The following is a 14,377-nucleotide window of genomic DNA, read 5'->3' on the forward strand; positions in this document are numbered from 1 at the left end:
GTTCACAACGTGGCCTGCGGGTAGCCCGGGATCGGGAAACATCGGCACAGCTCAGCCACTTCCTCCAGGACGGCCTTGCGGACGTCGGGGTCAAGGCGGTACTCGGTGTCGGACATCGGCTCGACCGCGTCCAGGACGCGCGTCACCAGCGCGGCGCAGGCGGGCATGTCGGCGGGCGCCATGCCGCGCTGCGCGAGGATGTTGGTGCCCAGGCGCAGTCCGCTCGCCACCAGCGGCGGCCGGGAGTCGCCGGGGATCCGGTTGCGGTTGGCGAGGATGCCGCACTCGCTCAGCGCCAGCTCGGCGATGGCGCCGGTCAGGCCACGGCGGCCCACGTCGAGCAGGACCATGTGGTTGTCGGTGCCGCCGGTGAGCACGGGCCACGCGCGCTCGGTGAGGGCGGCGGCCAGCGCGGCGGCGTCGTCCGCGATGCGCCGGGCGGTCGCCTTGAACTCGGGCGCGGCCACCACGTCCAGGGCCCGTGCCTTGGCGGCGATCGCGGCGGCGTTCGGCGTGCCCTGGGTCAGCGGGAAGACCGCGCGGTCGAGCAGCGTCGACAGCGGCGTACGGCCGTCCGGGCCGGGCGTGCCGTGCTCGGCTCCCATCAGGATCAGGCCGCCGCGCGGCCCGCCGAGTTGCTTGTACGTGCTCGTCGTCGTGACGTGGGCGATGTCCACCGGGCTGGGCAGTACCCCGGCGGCCACCAGGCCGGCGATGTGCGAGATGTCCGCGAGCAGATAGGCGCCGACCTCGTCGGCGATGGCACGGAACCGCTCGTAGTCGATGCGCCGTGGATAGGCGCTGGCGCCGGCGATGATGAGCTTCGGCCGCTGCTCGCGGGCGAGTTCGGCGGTCCGGTCGTAGTCGATCAGGCCGGCGTCGTCGAGTCCGTAGGCGACGGAGCGGAAGGCCCGGCCGGTCACGGAGGCGGACGCCCCGTGGGTGAGATGGCCTCCGGCATCGAGGTGCAGGCCCAGCATGGTGTCGCCGGGGGCGAGCAGGCCGAACTCGACGGCCAGGTTCGCCGCCGTGCAGGAGTGCGGCTGGACGTTGGCGTACCTGGCTCCGAACGCGGCTCGCGCGCGGGAGACGGCGAGCCGCTCGACGGCGTCGAACCACTCCGCCCCCGGGTGGTACCGGCGGCCCGGATAGCCCTCCGCGGTGACGTTGGAGAGCACGGTGCCGGCGGCCGCCAGCACGGACGGGGGCGCGACGCTGGCATGCGCGACCATGGCCAGCACGCCGGTCTCGTAGTCCAGTTCCTGGTCCAGCAGGACGGCGAGCTCGGGGTCCTGAGCGGGCAGCTCGCGTGCTCCGGCCAGTTGGATGTCAAAGGTCCTCGACATTGCGTTCAGACCGCCGAGTGGAGTCGACAACAACAGCCAAAAGCGCGATGTGTGCGACGTGGAGTGATTTCAATAGGCGCGATATCGAAAGAATGGCACGCCAAAGGAAGGTCGATCACTGTGGCCCCCGTAATTCCGCGTGCGAAACATCGTGTTTCGGCAGCACGGTGTGACTTCTCGCTTCTGGTGATGATGATGTGTGTGCGCCGACGGCGAAGCTGCCGTGACAGGGCAGCACTAAATAGCCGGAGTCACTGAACGCGCTCTGATGACACGGCGCTTCATATTGCGCCGCCGCAACCCCTGCCGATAAAGCCCCCGTACACGACCGCCAGCGCCTCGGCGGCGACCGATGGAAGGATCCTGGCAGAGCTCACCCGAACGAGTCAACCGTTATCAGCCAGGCCTTCGATCGTTTGAGATCGAGTTTACGAAGGAAAGTTTCGTTGCCTGGCGAACAGTCCGCGGATTCAACCTTTCCGTTTTTGCTCGGCAGTAATGGCGCACCCAGCAGCGGAATACGACGTTCGGTCAGGTACGTCCAGGCGGGGCCAGGTGCGCCACCGGCTCACGTGTCGATCGCCGCATCCTCCGCGGCGTAGTCCGGCCCGTCGCCGGGGTCCTCCTCGGCCGGCTGAGCCGACTCCCAGGCGACCGTGCGGGCGATCGCGTCGGTCCGCACCGTCCGCTCCGTGTAGCCGAGCTCCTGCCGGACGCGGCTGGTGTCGATGACGAGGTCCTGTCGGAACTCTATTCCCGTGACGAGGTGCCCGGGCAGCCGGTCGGCGGGAAGGAACCGCACTTTCCCGCTCCACCCGGCCGCCGCACCGATCTCGAGGATCCACTCCTCCTCGGTCCAGGGGTCGCGTTCCCCCAGGTTGTAGGTACGCCCGGTGGCCCGTGGATCGACCGTGGCCAGCACGATCGCCGCCGCCACGTCCTGGACATAGCCGCGGGTGACGCGCCAGTTCCGGAACCCCTCATCGAGCAGGATCACCTCCCGGCCGTCGCGCATGGGCCGCAGGATCGCGCGTGCGCGGCGCTGGTAGTCACCCGGCCCGTACACCATCGGCAGGCGCAGCACCGTGGTCCGCAGGTCGCCGCATTCCTGGAAGACCTGCTCGGCGAGAAGCTTGTCGTAGGCGTCCGGCGACTCGGACCGCTGACTGCGCGGCGTCGAGTCCTCGGTCAACGGCACCGGGACCAGCCCGTCCGTGGCGGCGCCGGTCACCACGGCGAACCCCTGGTACACATCGACGCTGCTGACCATCACCGCCCGCGCGGCCAGACCGCGGAACACCTCGACCGTCCGCCTCGCGTCCGTCTCCGACATCGCGCCCATGTCCAGCACGATGTCGGGACGGAACGCGGCGAATTCGACGGCGTGGTCGGACAATACGGCCCGGTCACCGTGCAGATGACGTGCGTTCGCGGGCACATCCGCGCAACCCGTCTCCCCACGATGGAATATCAGCACTTCGTGTCCACGCGCGAGCAGGCCGCGCAGAACCCACGGTCCGATGAATCGGGTTCCCCCGAGAACAGCGATTCTCATGGGGGTATGGTAGACGCCGTAATCCCCTGCACCAGGGGAAAACCAAAAGGGGGAATGACGGATGGAATCTGTCACCTACCGCGTCGTTGTCAACGGCGAGGAGCAGTACTCGATCTGGCCGACGGATCGTGACCTTGCGCCCGGTTGGTCCGACACCAGCAGGTCGGGCAGCAAGGAGGAATGTCTTCGCGACATCAACGAGGTATGGACCGATATGCGCCCGCTGTCGCTCCGCCGGCAGATGGAGCGCTCGGCCGGATGACCCGGCCACAATCCCGCTAGACCGGCCACAGCAAAGGTCCCTCCGCAAGTGGAATTCCCATGGGCATTTCCACCGCTGACGCGGAAGGGAGCTTCGCTGTGGCCTGACGGGGCGGCAGGAGGCGGAGCCGGGGCGGGGACGCCGGTCGCGGACGACGGCGCCGGATGCCGCACCACCGCGTCGAACGGATAGCCCTGTGTGTTGGGCACCCACGGTGTCGGGCTGGGCGCGGTCGGCCGTGCCGGTGGCGCGAGCGAGCAGCTGCGTCGGCGTCGGCCCCGTGCATCGGCATCCGCTGGAGGGACCCAACGCGTCCACGTGCCCGCATGCGGCCGGTCGTGATCCGCTCCGTGGGCTCGGGTCGGTTCACTCTCAACATTACTTGGCCCTAGCGAGGTCGGCGGTGGTGAGTGCGGCCTCGAAGGACTCGTCGGGCGGACCAGCCTCCGTCTCCCGATCACTCTTCGCTTCAGACTTCGCCTCCGCGACAACCATCCCAGCCATCGGACCAGCACCCAGCGCCCCGCCGACCAGGAAGCCCACCCCCATGGCGACCACCATGATCACATTGCCGCCCCACACCATGGTGTCCACCGGCAGGGTGTACGCCCCCACGACCCGCACCACGCACTCCGCGAGCAGTACGACACCCCACACCAGCGAGAACACCCGCTCGGCCCGCCGAAACCGCGCCGATCCGGCGTGCAGCCGCGCCCAGGCGGCCTCCCGGCCGGGGTCGCCCTTCACCACCCAGGGCTTCATGCCGGCCGTCATCATCGGTTTGCCGAGTGCCACGGAGACGATGATCCCGATCCCGATCGCGCTGCTGACCGCGCTGTCCTTGGCGATCATCAGCCGCGGGTCACCGGCCACGAAACCGAGCAGCAGGGACACGACGTTCACGAAGAGGATGAGGGCCGCCAGTCCGTTGACCTCGCGCGCCTTCACCACGCCCCACCCGGTCCGCACCGCCGGCACGACACTGCTCAGGCCCAGCGCCATCAGTGTGCTCGTCCCGAAGCCGTTCTTCAGGAGGTAGTACGCCCCGAGGGGCACCGCGACATCGATGAGCAGCGGCGCGAAGTTGCGCAGCGCACGTCGGCTGCTGGTGACACTTCCCTTGGTGGTGGTCCCCGTGTTCGTCGTCATGCACCCAGCTTCGCGGCCGCCACCGGGCCACCGGTAGAAACGATCGTCCGGCCCTCGGCATGACAAATGTCAGCACCCATGGGGACTTCAGTCGATCCCAGCACGCCCCCGCGCCCCCGCGCCCCGGAGTCCCTTCATCGGGATTCCTCAGACCCGTACACCCACAGCGCGCTACCGTACGGATACGCCACGCTACCCACAGTCAACCGAGGAGAAGTCCTGTGTCGTCGCCCTGCCACCCCCAGCACGCTCCCGCCGGCGATGTGGGCGCCGCGCTCATGCTGATCGACTCCCGGCTCAAGAGCATCTACGACGACACGAGCCAGGCGGACGCCGAACTGCACGCGCTGACCGACCAGTTCGCCGCCTCCCTGGATCCCGGCGAATTCGATGACATGCTGGACGGCGCCTGCACGCTCATCTACATGTTCATGCAGTGGCTGCGGATGGCCTACGAGGACCACGGCAAGGACGTCATCGAGTGCGTGGTGCCCAACATCGTGGCCACGATGCGCATGATGCCCAAAAGCATCCGCCCCGAGGCCATCCCCACCATGGCCGGCCTGATCGTCGCGGCGGGAACCGGTCTGAGCCCGAGCCTGTGGCGCAAGCAGTACGGATACTGGACCACGGACGAGATGAACCCCCTGGAAGCCACCGCCTTCCTGCTCGCGGAGCACATCAACCGGCTCACCGACGACCGCGACTTCGCCACCCGCATGATCGCCGAAGCCCTTTCCAGCGCGGACGAAGACAGCGACAGGGCAAGCTAGTCGGCCGTGGGAGCGTGCTCCGAGGAGGTCACACGGCGTCGGCGTTCCGCTCGGCGGCCTCGACGACGTTGGCGAGCAGCATCGCCCGCGTCATCGGGCCCACGCCGCCGGGCATGGGCGCGAGCCAACCCGCGACCGTGACGGCCTCAGGGTGCACATCGCCGGCCAGTCCCTGGTCGGTACGGGTGATGCCGACGTCCAGGACGGCCGCACCGGGGCGCAGCATGTCCTTGGTGACCAGTCCGGGCGAGCCGGCCGCCGCGATGACGATGTCCGCCTCGCGCACATGCCAGGCCAGTCCCTTGGTGCCGGTGTGGCACAGGGTCACGGTGGCGTTCTCGGAGCGGCGGGTGAGGAGGAGGCCGATGGGGCGTCCGACCGTGATGCCCCGGCCGATCACGCAGACCCGCGCGCCCGCGAGGGGCACCTCGTAGCGGCGGAGCAGTTCGACGATGCCGCGCGGGGTGCACGGCAGCGGGCCCTCGACGCCCAGGGTGAGCCGGCCGAGGTTGACGGGGTGCAGTCCGTCGGCGTCCTTGGCCGGGTCCATGCGTTCCAGTACGGCGCCCGCGTCCAGGTGGCGCGGGAGCGGGAGTTGGACGATATAGCCGGTGCAGGCCGGGTCGGCGTTGAGTTCGTCGATCGTCTCCTCGACCTGCCGCTGCGAGGCGTCGGCGGGCAGCTCCCGGCGGAGGGAGGCGATGCCCACCTGGGCGCAGTCGCGGTGCTTGCCGGCGACGTAGGCGTGGCTGCCGGGGTCGTCGCCGACCAGGACGGTGCCGAGGCCCGGCGGGCGGCCGTCTGCGGCCGACAACTTGGCCACGCGCTCCGCGAGTTCGCGGCGGATGTCGGCGGCGGTCGCCTTGCCGTCGAGCAGCTGTGCGTTCACCGGCGGGGTTCCTTCCCTCGGAGTCGACTCTGGGGGTCAGCCGCGGAGGCGGGACATGGTGGGGTCGAACAGGGGCTCCTCGGCGACCACCGCCTCGATGCGCTGGTCGAAGTAGCCGATGTGCACGGTGGTGCCGGGGGTGGCGAGTTCGGCGGGGAGCCAGGCGTACGCGATGCCCTTGCCGATGGTGTAGCCGTAGGCGGCGCTGGTCACGTAGCCGACCGCGCGGTCGCCGTCGTACACCGGCTCCTTGCCCATCACGACCGACCGCGGGTCGTCGATGGTGAGGCAGGTCAGCCTGCGCCGTACGTTCTCCTTGCGGCGCTCCAGCGCGGCCTTGCCGATGAAGTCGCCCTTGTCGAGCTTGACGGCGAAGCCGACGCCGGCCTCGTAGGGGTCGTGCTCGTAGGTCATGTCGGTGCCGAAGGAGCGGTAGCCCTTCTCCAGGCGGAGGCTGTTGAAGGCGCCGCGGCCCGCGATGGCGCCGCCCAGGGGCTTGGCCGCCCGCCACAGGGTGTCCCAGAGCTTCAGGCCCTGGTCGGCGGTGGTGTAGAGCTCCCAGCCGAGTTCACCGACGTAGGACAGGCGCATCGCGGTCACCGGGACGCTGCCGATGTAGGCGCGCTTGGCGCGGAAGTACTTGAGGCCGTCGTTCGAGAAGTCCTCGTCGGTCAGGGGCTGGAGGACCTTGCGGGCCAGCGGGCCCCACAGGCCGATGCAGCAGGTGCCGGGGGTGATGTCGCGGACCTGGACCGTGCCGTCGGCGGGGAGGTGGCGGGCGAACCAGTCGAGGTCCAGGTTGCCGTTGGCGCCGACCTGGAAGAGGTCGCGGGCCAGACGGGCGACGGTGATGTCGCTGCGGATGCCGCCGTCGTGGTCCAGCAGGAGGGTGTAGGTGACCGAGCCGACGGACTTGGCGACCTTGCCGGTGCACAGGCCCTCCAGGAAGTCGCCGGCGCCGGGGCCGCTCACCTCCAGCCGCTTGAGGGCCGTCATGTCGTACATCGCGACGGACTCGCGGGTGACCTGGGCCTCGGCGCCGACGACGGGCGACCAGTACTGCGCCGCCCAGTCGCCCGGGGCGGGGATGGAACGCCCTTCGGCCAGCGGCGCGTTGGCCTCGTACCACTGCGGGCGCTCCCAGCCGTTCGCCTCCAGGAAGAAGGCGCCGTGCTCCTGCTGGCGGGGGTGGAAGGGGCTGGTGCGGATCGGGCGCGGGTCTCCGGAGGGCTGGAGGGGGTGGAGGATGTCGTAGACCTCGACGAAGTTCCGGCAGTCGCGGGCCAGGACGTACTCCGGGGCCAGCTGGTGCGGTTCGAAGCGGTTGACGTCGCACTCGTGCAGGTCGAAGGAGGAGCAGTGGCCGTCGACCAGCCATTCGGCCATGGCCCGCCCCACGCCCGCGGAGTGGGTGACCCATACGGCCTCGGCGACCCAGAAGCCCTTGACGTCCGGGGACTCGCCGAGGAGCGGGAAGTTGTCGGTGGTGAAGGAGAACAGGCCGTTGATGCCCTCCTCGACCTTGGCGTCCTTCGTCGCGGGGAGCAGGGACTGGGTCTCGCTCCAGGCGGGCTCGAAGTCCTCCTCGGTGAACTTCAGGACGGACGGCATCTCGTCGGCCTCGTCGACTGAGAGGATCTCGTCGGCCGTGATGGGCATCGGGCGGTGGCCGTAGTAGCCGATGCCGATGCCGTCGAAGCGGTCGCGGTAGTACAGGTCGGCGTCCTGGTGGCGCAGGATCGGGCGGACCGCCTCCTCGGTCTGGCCGGCGAGGGCCGGTACCGGGCCGGTCCAGGCGAGCTGGTGGGCCAGCGGGGTCAGCGGGAGGTTCATGCCGACCATGCGGGCGATCTTCGGGCCCCAGATGCCGGCGCAGCACACCACGATGTCGGCGGGGATCTCGCCCTGGTCGGTCAGGACGCCGGTGACGTGCCCCTCGCTCTGCCGGACGTCCAGGACCTCGTGGCGGGCGAGGAAGCGGACGCCGCGCTCGGTGGCCCGGCGGATCTGTGCCTCGACGGCGAGCACGGCCTTGGCGAGGCCGTCCGTCGGTACCAGGAGGCCGCCCAGGACCCGGTCCCGGTTCACCAGGGGGTGGTGCGCGACGCACTCGTCGGGGGTCAGGAGCCGGCCCTCGATGCCCCAGGCGGCGAGCCAGCCGTGCCGACGGCGCAGTTCCGTGAGGCGCTCGGGGGTGGTGGCCACTTCGAGGCCGCCGACCTGGAGGAAGCAGGGCTTGCCGTCGACGTCGAGGGAGCAGAACTTCTCGACGGTGTAGCGGGCCATCTCGGTCATGGTCTTGGAGGAGTTCGTCTGGAAGACCAGGCCCGGCGCGTGCGAGCTGGAGCCCCCGGTGGCGGGGAGCGGGCCTTGGTCGACCACGGTCACCTCGGTCCAGCCCCGCTCCGAGATCTCGTCAGCGAGAGCCGCGCCCACGACGCCCGCTCCGATGATGACCACTCGGGGTCCCGCCATCGCCGCACCTCCAGTTGAGTTGCTTTCTGCGCAACGTGACTCAGGTTGCGCAACTCAATGTGCCTGCCGGGCAGGTGGGTGTCAAGAGGTCCGGTGACGTCGGAGAACGGCCTGGAAAATGGCCTGGAAAACGGCGATGCCCGGTGGGTGGTGCGCGTCCGCGCGCACCACCCACCGGGCATCCGTGAAAGGGCCTACTTGATCCAGGCCTCCACCTTGGCGCGGTTGTCCTCGACCCACTTCTTGGCCGCGGCCTCCGGGGTCATCTTGTCCACCGCGATGTACTTCGCCACGGTGTTCTGGTCGTCGTTCGTCCAGCTGAAGTTCTTCACCAGGTCATAGGCGGGGCTGCCCGACTTGGCGAACTTCGCGCTGACGATCTTGTCCAGCTCGTACACCGGGTAGTCGCACGCGACCTTCTCCGTGTCGGTGTCGCAGCCCTCCTTGTACTCGGGCAGCTTGACCTTGACGAGCGGCACCTCGGACATGAACCACTGCGGCTCGTAGAAGTAGCCGATCACCCATTCCTTGTCCTTCTCCGCCTTGCGGAAGGCCTGGATGAGGGCGGTCTCGCTGCCCGCGTACACCACCTTGTAGTCCAGCTTCAGATTCTTGACCAGCGCCTCGTCGTTGGTGACGAACGACGGGTCACCGTCGAGGAGTTGGCCCTTGCCGCCCGACTCGGACGTCTTGAACTCGGCCGCGTACTTGTCGAGGTTCTCCCAGTCGGTGATGTCCGGGTGCGCCTTCGCCAGCCACGGCGGCACGTACCAGCCGATGAGGCCCTTGTTGCCGGTCGGGCCGGCTTCGACGGCGGTCTTCTGGTCGGTGATGTACTTCTTCTTCAGGTCGTCGTGACCCCAGTTCTCGATGACGGCGTCGACCTCGCCCGTGCCGAAGCCCTGCCAGGCGATCTCTTCCTTCAGGTCCTTCTGGTTGACCTTGCAGCCGAGGTCGTGCTCCGCGACGTAGGCGACGACCGCCGCGTTGGCCTCGTAACCCACCCACGGGTTGACCGCGAGGTTGAAGGTGCCGCACTTGCCGGAGCTGTCCGAGCCGCCGGCGCTGTCGTCACCGACCTTCGCGCCGCCGCAGGCCGTGAGGGTCAGGCCGAGGACCGCTATGCCGGCCGCTCCGGCCCGCCAGTGTCTTGCCATGGTGTGGTGCTCCTTATGCGCTGGTGCGGCGAGCCGCTGCCTGGGTGATCCGGTCGAACATGACGCCGAGAAGGACGATGGCGAGTCCCGCGGCGAGCCCCTTCCCGTACAGCTGTCCCTGCGAGAAGCCGGCCACGACGTCGTAACCGAGGGCGCCCGCGCCCACCAGGCCGCCGACCACGACCATCGACAGCACATAGATCAGGCCCTGGTTGGTCGCGAGAGTCAGGGCGCTGCGCGCCATCGGCAACTGGACCTTGGTGATGATCTGCCAGGTGTTGCACCCGGCGGAGGTGGCCGCCTCCACGGTGGTCGCGGGCACGTTCCGTACCCCGTCCGCGATGATCTTCATGGCGACGGGAGCCGCGTAGACGACGGCGGCGACGATCGCCGTGAAGCGTGTCGCGCCGAACAGGGCGAGGAACGGCACGAGATAGACGAACGGCGGCATGACCTGCGCCGCGTCCAGGCCCGGCCGCAGCAGCCGGTCCACGAGCGCGCTGCGCCCCATCCACACGCCGAAGACGATGCCGAGCAGCATCACGAGCACGGTGGCGACGACGGTCGACGCCAGCGTCGTCATGCTGTCCGACCACACGCCGGTGCCGACCAGCAGTCCCACGCAGACCGCCGTGGTGACACCGGCACGCCACCCGCCGAGGACGACGCCGAGCGCGATCAGGGCGGCGCCGACGAGCCACCACGGGGAGTCCGTGAGCAGCGTCTGGAACGGGTTGAGCAGACCGTTGGTGAGGGCGTCACGGATCGCGTTGGTGACACCTGACAGGTTGTCCTGCGCCCAGGTGGTCACGGTGTCCGCCCCGCTGGAGATGGCGCTGCCGGCGCCTCCCTCGCCGGGGAACTCCGCCGCCCATACGTAGGTGTGGGAGAGGTAGACCAGAACGGCCGTGACCGCCGCGCCCGCTCCCAGCAGCGGGCGTCGCCAGGTCAGGAAACGGTTCTTCGAACGCCGGGCCGCCTCCTCGCGGGTGCTCGCGGCGGTGGTGACGCGGTCCAGCACGATGGCCAGGACGACGATGGCCAGACCGGCGTTGAAGGCCGTGCCGACGTCGAGCGACTGGAGCGCCTGGACGACGGTCTTGCCGAGGCCGGGCGCGTCGATCAGGGCGGCGATGGTCACCATGGCCAGGGCGGCCATGATGGTCTGGTTCACGCCCATCACGACGGTCCGCTTGGACATCGGCAGCAGGACCTTCGTGAGGGACTGCCGTCGGGTGGCGCCCAGCGAGTCGGCCGCCTCGACCGTGGTCTGCGGCACCGAGCGGATGGCGTGCGCGGTGATCCGGATCGCGGGCGGCGCCGCGTAGATCAGGGTGGCGATGGTGGCGGAGGCCGGGCCGATCTGGAAGAACAGGGTGAGCGGGGCCAGATAGACGAAGGTCGGCATGGTCTGCATGAAGTCCAGGAAGGGCGTCACGATCCGGTGGAACCGGTCGGACAGCCCCGCCCACACGCCCAGCGGGATCGCGAACAGCAGCGCCACGAAGACGGCGGAGAGCGTGAGCGCCAGGGTGTCCATGCTCTCCTGCCACAAGCCCTGCAGGCCCAGGAAGGTGAAGCCGGCGACCGCCAGCAGGGCGACGCGCCAGTTGCCCACGGCCCAGGACACATAGCCGGCGATGCCGACGACACCGAGCCAGCCGATCTGTGGGAGGGGCCGGTCGGCGGAGGGCTGCGAGATCAGCTCCTGGACGAACGTCACCAGGGAGTCGATGACCAGGCGGATCTCGTTGAAGAAGTACAGGAAGAGCGGGTTGGAGTTGCGGTTCGCGCCGATCGAGTCGTTGACGTCGTTGAACCACCGGTGCAGGTCGGTCAGATCGGCCGCCGCCAGGGACAGGGTCTGCTTGCCGCGCAGGACGACGAAGAGCACGAGCCAGGCGACCAGGATCGCGCCGACCACCATGGACCGGCTGACCTTGCGCACGCTCCTGACGGGCGGGGGCGGCTCGACGGTCCCGGTCTTCTCCGGTTTCCCGGTCTTCTCCACGGCGACGGTCATAGCGTGTCGCCTTCCCGTCCGGCGACCACCGCGAGGATCTCCTCGTCGCCGACGATGCCGAGCAGCTTGCCGTTCTCGACGACCTTGACCGGCTTGTCGGCCGCGAGCACCGCCCGGGTGGCCTCCTTGACCACGACGTCCGGGCCCAGCTCGGGGCCGTCCAGGGCGTCACCGTCGGCCGGCGGGCGCATGATCCAGCGCAGGGTGAGCACGTCACCGCGCGGCACGTCCTTGACGAACTCGCGGACGTAGTCATCCTCCGGGGCGCCCACCAGTTCGTCGCCGGTGCCGCACTGGACCATCTTGCCGTCGCGCATGATGAGGATGCGGTCGCCCAGTTTGAGCGCCTCGGAGAGGTCGTGGGTGATGAACACCATCGTCTTGCCGACCTCGTGGTGCAGCCGGATGACCTCGTTCTGCATGTCGCGGCGGATCAGCGGGTCGAGCGCCGAGAACGGCTCGTCGAAGAAGAGCACGTCCGGGTCGCCGGCCAGCGCCCGGGCCAGGCCGACGCGTTGCTGCATACCGCCGGAGAGCTGGTCGGGGTAGGAGTTCTCGTAGCCCGCGAGGCCGACCAGTTCGACGACCTCCTGGGCCCGCCGGGTGCGCTCGGCCCTGCTCGTGCCCCGGATCTCCAGCCCGAACGCCACGTTGTCGAGGACGCGGCGGTGGGGCAGCAGACCGAAGTGCTGGAAGACCATGGAGAACTTGCGCCGTCGCAGGTCGCGCAGGCGCGCCGGGTCCGCCTCGCGGATGTCCTCGCCCTCGAAGACGATCTCGCCCGCGGTGGGTTCGATCAGCCGGGTGAGACATCGCACCAGCGTGGACTTGCCGGATCCGGACAGGCCCATGACGACGAAGACCTCACCGGGCGAGACGTCGAAGTGGACGTCCCGTACGGCGGCGGTGCATCCCGTACGGTCCATGAGCTCGCGGCGGGTGAGGCCGCACAACTCCTCGGAGTCCGGCACCTGGTCGGCCTTCGGCCCGAACACCTTCCACAGCCTGCGCACGGATATGACCGGCGTGGAGCCCGAGTCCTGGGGCGTGCCGCGCCGCTGCGGCACCTCGGTCTGTGTGGTCACGTTCGACCTTCTTTCGGCGTTCAGCCGCGGAACCAGTGCTGCGGCCGGGGTTGGATGTTCTGCCAGATGTGTTTGGGCTCTCGGTACTCGTTCAGGCCGGTCGGTCCCAGCTCCCGGCCCACGCCCGAGTGCCCGAAGCCACCCCATTCCGCCTGCGGCACATAGGGGTGGTAGTCGTTGATCCACACCGTGCCGTGGCGCAGCCGCCGGGCGACCCGCTGGGCCTTGCCCGCGTCCTGCGTCCACACCGCGCCGGCGAGTCCGTACTCGGTGTCGTTGGCGATGCGTACGGCGTCGTCCTCGTCGGTGAAGCGCTCCACGGTGAGCACGGGTCCGAAGGACTCCTCGTGCACCACCCGCATGTCCTGCCGGCACTCGTCGAGCACGGTGGGCGGGTAGTAGTGGCCGTCTCCCAGCGCGGGGTCGTCGGGGCGCGCACCGCCGCAGCGCAGTACGGCGCCCTCGGCGAGGCCGGCCGCGACGTACGCCTCGACCTTCTCGCGGTGCTGTGCGGAGATCAGCGGTCCGGTCTCGGCCGCGGGGTCGAAGGGGCCGCCCATCCGGATCCGCCGGGCGCGGCGGACCACCTCGTCGACGAAGGCGTCGTGCAGCGAGTCCTCGACGATCAACCGGGCGCCCGCCGAGCAGACCTGCCCCGAGTGCAGGAAGACGGCCGTGAGGGCGAAGTCCACGGCCGTCTCGAAGTCGGCGTCGGCGAAGACAACGTTGGGGTTCTTGCCGCCGAGCTCCAGCGCCACCTTCTTCACGCCGGCGGCCGCGGTGGCCATGATGCGCCTGCCGGTCTCCAGGCCCCCGGTGAAGGAGACCATGTCGACGGCGGGGTCTTCGGACAGGGGTGCGCCCACCTCCGGCCCGGTGCCCAGGACGAGGTTGGCGACGCCGGCCGGGAGTCCGGCTTCTTCCAGCGCCTTCATCAGCAGGATCGAGGTGGAGGGGGTGAGCTCGCTGGGCTTGAGGACGATCGTGTTACCCGCCAGGAGCGCCGGGGCGACCTTCCAACTGGCTTGCAGCAGTGGGTAGTTCCAGGGGGTGATCAGCCCGCACACACCCACCGGCTCGTAGACGACACGGCTCACGGCGTCGTCGCGTCCGGTGTCGATCACACGGCCGGCGTCGGTGCCCCCGATGCCGCCGTAGTGGCGGAAGCAGGAGACGACGTCGGCGATGTCGTACTCGCTCTCCACCAGCCGCTTACCGGTGTCCAGGGACTCGGCGCGGGCGAACACCTTGGCATCGCGTTCCATGATGTCGGCGGTGCGCAGCAGCAGCGCGCCGCGCTCCCGCTCGGGGGTGTTCGGCCAGTGTCCCGCGTCGAAGGCGCGCCGGGCGGCTGCGATCGCCGTCTCGGCGTCGGGGCGTGTCCCTTCCGAAACGGTCGCCGCGAGCGCGCCGTCAGCGGGACATCGGATGTCCCGGCTCCCGCCGGCCAGCGGGTCCCGCCATGCCCCATCGATATACAGGTCTGCCACGCGCCGAGCCTTTCCACAGAACTTCGTTGCGCATCGTGCACCCGATTGCTTGTGGTGGAACACCCTGGCGAATGCCCAGACGGACGTCAAGAGGTTGGCCGATGACGATTTCACCATGCGCCCATCTGCCCGCGCGCCCTTGACCGTGAGCGACACCGAACCGACCATGTTGC

Annotated in this window: 11 protein-coding genes; 2 read left to right on the plus strand and 9 right to left on the minus strand. The window is 69.5% G+C overall.

From position 1 onward, the window contains the following. Positions 1-2 precede the first annotated feature (2 nt). Positions 3-1,346 (minus strand): serine hydroxymethyltransferase, encoded by a 1,344-nt coding sequence (gene glyA, locus ABIE67_RS05625; RefSeq protein WP_370254171.1) that lies wholly within the window; start codon positions 1,344-1,346, stop codon positions 3-5. A gap of 568 nt (positions 1,347-1,914) precedes the next feature. After that, positions 1,915-2,901, minus strand: coding sequence for an NAD-dependent epimerase/dehydratase family protein (locus ABIE67_RS05630; RefSeq protein ID WP_370254176.1), 987 nt, complete (start codon positions 2,899-2,901; stop codon positions 1,915-1,917). Positions 2,902-2,962: 61 nt separating this feature from the next. Between ABIE67_RS05630 and ABIE67_RS05635 the strand changes: the two genes are divergently transcribed. Then, positions 2,963-3,163, plus strand: a complete 201-nt coding sequence (locus tag ABIE67_RS05635; protein WP_370254181.1) for an MbtH family protein — start codon at positions 2,963-2,965, stop codon at positions 3,161-3,163. Positions 3,164-3,541: 378 nt separating this feature from the next. Here ABIE67_RS05635 and ABIE67_RS05640 read toward each other — a convergent pair whose 3' ends face one another. Continuing rightward, positions 3,542-4,312, minus strand: a complete 771-nt coding sequence (locus tag ABIE67_RS05640; RefSeq protein WP_370254186.1) for a VC0807 family protein — start codon at positions 4,310-4,312, stop codon at positions 3,542-3,544. A 221-nt stretch (positions 4,313-4,533) separates the two neighbouring features. On the opposite strand from ABIE67_RS05640, the gene ABIE67_RS05645 reads away from it, so the two are divergent. Beyond that, positions 4,534-5,085, plus strand: coding sequence for a hypothetical protein (locus ABIE67_RS05645; RefSeq protein WP_370254190.1), 552 nt, complete (start codon positions 4,534-4,536; stop codon positions 5,083-5,085). A gap of 28 nt (positions 5,086-5,113) precedes the next feature. On the opposite strand, the gene ABIE67_RS05650 is transcribed toward ABIE67_RS05645, so the two are convergent. The 6 genes from ABIE67_RS05650 to ABIE67_RS05675 form a co-directional block, all read right to left on the minus strand. After that, a complete protein-coding gene (locus tag ABIE67_RS05650; RefSeq protein WP_370254195.1) occupies positions 5,114-5,974 on the minus strand; it encodes a bifunctional methylenetetrahydrofolate dehydrogenase/methenyltetrahydrofolate cyclohydrolase in 861 nt (286 codons plus the stop codon). A gap of 36 nt (positions 5,975-6,010) precedes the next feature. Then, on the minus strand, positions 6,011-8,449 hold the full coding sequence (locus ABIE67_RS05655) for an FAD-dependent oxidoreductase (protein WP_370254199.1): 2,439 nt from the start codon (positions 8,447-8,449) through the stop codon (positions 6,011-6,013). A gap of 194 nt (positions 8,450-8,643) precedes the next feature. Continuing rightward, the gene (locus tag ABIE67_RS05660) at positions 8,644-9,606 is read right to left on the minus strand and encodes an ABC transporter substrate-binding protein (protein ID WP_370254201.1); all 963 of its coding nucleotides are present in this window, start codon (positions 9,604-9,606) and stop codon (positions 8,644-8,646) included. Between the two features lie 13 nt (positions 9,607-9,619). Further along, positions 9,620-11,629, minus strand: a complete 2,010-nt coding sequence (locus tag ABIE67_RS05665; RefSeq protein WP_370254203.1) for an ABC transporter permease — start codon at positions 11,627-11,629, stop codon at positions 9,620-9,622. After that, a complete protein-coding gene (locus tag ABIE67_RS05670; RefSeq protein WP_370254208.1) occupies positions 11,626-12,714 on the minus strand; it encodes a glycine betaine/L-proline ABC transporter ATP-binding protein in 1,089 nt (362 codons plus the stop codon). Before ABIE67_RS05670 ends, ABIE67_RS05665 begins: the two co-directional genes overlap by 4 nt. A gap of 20 nt (positions 12,715-12,734) precedes the next feature. Beyond that, entirely contained in the window at positions 12,735-14,204 is a 1,470-nt protein-coding gene (locus tag ABIE67_RS05675; protein ID WP_370254213.1) for an aldehyde dehydrogenase family protein, read from the minus strand. Positions 14,205-14,377 lie beyond the last annotated feature (173 nt).

The organism is Streptomyces sp. V4I8 (assembly GCF_041261225.1).
GTDB lineage: Bacteria > Actinomycetota > Actinomycetes > Streptomycetales > Streptomycetaceae > Streptomyces.